This window comes from Plantactinospora sp. A48, from assembly GCF_055793945.1.
In genome coordinates this window covers 1-2,634 of sequence record NZ_JBTIXF010000125.1, presented here as the reverse complement: position 1 = coordinate 2,634, position 2,634 = coordinate 1, and the positions used below count along the sequence as shown (strand labels likewise).

1 protein-coding gene is annotated in these 2,634 nt (G+C 69.7%); it reads left to right on the top strand.

The genetic code is table 11. The features are described from left to right. Nucleotides 1–459: 459 nt before the first annotated feature. Nucleotides 460–2,517, top strand: coding sequence for a M4 family metallopeptidase (locus tag ACXN5W_RS30210; protein ID WP_473161792.1), 2,058 nt, complete (start codon nt 460–462; stop codon nt 2,515–2,517). Nucleotides 2,518–2,634 lie beyond the last annotated feature (117 nt).

The following is a 2,634-nucleotide window of genomic DNA, read 5'->3' as shown; positions in this document are numbered from 1 at the left end:
GTGCCGCAGTAATCCCACACCCCCGTCGTTTCGCGACGCGGTTTTTGGCCGCTCCCTCTCGTGCCCCGGGGGTGGTGCACCCCCTGGTTTCTCCCCCCCCCCCCTTCGGGCCCGTTGCTTTTCCGGCATGACGCGGATGTTGCGCCGCCGTCACTCACCTGTTACACCGTTCCGTGGCCGAACGCTGTAACTCTCCACGCCCAGCGGGTGTCTTGACCGTCATATCCGGACCGGCTGGGACGATCCCCCACGCCCGACGGAAATTGCTGGCCCGGACGTATTGATCGCGACATCTGCATATGTGATTGTGCGTATGCACAGCCGCCAATGGCTGGCTGGTCGATCAGACAACCGGGCACGCCGGCAGCTCCGGAGAGACGACCACCCCACCGTCTCTGTGTTCCCCCATGGTCCGTGACTCCTACCTGAGCGCGTACCACAGACACCCAGGAGCGCCACTTGAAGCTCTCATTCCGCCGGACCGCGCTGAGCGGCGTGGTGGCGGCCGGACTGGCCGCCGCCGGGACCGCGATGGCCGTCCAGGCCGCGCCACCGGCTCCCGCCCCGGACGCCGCCCAGGCCCGGTCGCTCGCCGCCGGGGCGGCGTCCGCACTGGTCGCCAACCGACCGTCGTTCCTGCACGCCGGTGCCGACGACGCCTTCGTCCAGCATGCCGTGATCTCGTCGGGCGGCACCCAGTACATCCCCTACGACCGGACCTACAAGGGCCTGGCGGTCATCGGCGGCGACTTCGTGATCGCCACCAACACCAGCGGCCAGGTGGTCGCCAGCTCGGTGGCCCAGGAACAGACCATCACCGGACTGGACATCGTGCCCCGGCTCACCGCCGGATCGGCCGAGGCCACCGCCCGCAGGCAGCTCCGCTCGGTCACCGCCGTCGAGGGCACCCGACTGGTGGTCTTCACCCTCGACTCCGCACCCACGTTGGCCTGGGAGACCACCGTCCGGGGCACCGGCCCGGACGGCTACAGCCGGCTCACCGTGGACGTGGACGCCGCCACCGGCAAGGTGCTGCGCACCCAGGAGCACGTGGTGGCCGGCACCGGCACCGCGGCCTGGAACGGCCCGAACCCACTCACCCTGAGCACCACGCAGTCGGGCGGCACGTACTCGCTGAAGGACCCGACGGTCACCAACCTGAGCTGCCAGGACGCCGCGAACAACACGACGTTCTCCGGCCCGGACGACGCCTGGGGCAACGGCAACGCCACCAGCCGGGAAACCGGCTGCGTGGACGCGCTGTACTCGGCGCAGACCGAGGTCAAGATGCTGTCCCAGTGGCTCGGTCGCAACGCGATGGACGGCAGCGGCGGCGCCTGGCCGATCCGGGTCGGCCTGAACGACCAGAACGCCTACTACGACGGCTCCCAGGTCCAGATCGGCAAGAACACCGCCGGCCAGTGGATCGGCTCCATGGACGTGCTCGGCCACGAGATGGGGCACGGCATCGACGACCACACCCCGGGCGGCATCTCCGGCGGCAAAACCCAGGAGTTCGTCGCGGACACCTTCGGCGCGGCCACCGAGTGGTACGCCAACCAGTCGTCGTCGTACGACGCTCCCGACTTCACCGTCGGCGAGAAGATCAACCTGGTCGGCAGCGGGCCGATCCGGAACATGTACAACCCGTCCGCGCTGGGCGACGCGAACTGCTACTCCAGCAGCATCCCCAACCAGGAGGTGCACGCGGCCGCCGGCCCGGGCAACCACTGGTTCTACCTGCTCGCCGAGGGCACGAACCCGACCAACGGCCAGCCGACCAGCAGCACCTGCAACGGCACCACGATCACCGGCCTGGGCATCCAGACCGCCATGAAGATCATGTACAACGCGATGCTGCTCAAGACCAGCTCGTCGTCGTACCTGAAGTACCGCACCTGGACGCTGACCGCGGCCAAGAACCTCTTCCCGGGCAGCTGCACCCAGTTCAACACCGTCAAGGCGGCCTGGGACGCCGTCAGCGTGCCGGCCCAGTCGGGCGACCCGACCTGCACCGGCGGCACGCCCAGCCCGACGCCGACGGCCACCGCCACCGGCGGCCCGGGTGGCTGCTCAGGCCAGAAGCTGGCCAACCCCGGCTTCGAGTCGGGCAGCACCGGCTGGTCCGCCAGCTCCGGCGTGATCACCAGCTCGAGTTCCGAGGCGGCGCACGGCGGCAGCTACAAGGCATGGCTGAACGGCTACGGCACCACGCACACCGACACGCTGAGCCAGTCCGTCACGATTCCCGCCGGATGCCGGGCGACCCTCAGCTTCTGGCTGCACATCGACACCTCGGAGTCCGGCAGCACGGCGTACGACAAGCTGACGGTCAAGGCGGGCTCCACCACCCTGGCCACGTACTCCAACGTCAACGCCGCGAGCGGCTACAGCCAGAAGACCTTCGACGTCTCCTCGCTGGCCGGGCAGACGGTGACCGTCTCGTTCAGCGGCACCGAGGACAGCTCGTTGCAGACCTCCTTCGTGGTCGATGACACCGCGCTGACCCTCGGCTGATTCCCCGCACCACCCACCGGGCCGGGGGGGGGAGAAAGCCGGGCGGGGGGGGGGGAGGCGGGGGAAGCGGGTGTGGGGGCGTCGAGGGATGAAGAGGGGGGGAGGGGGGGGGGGGGG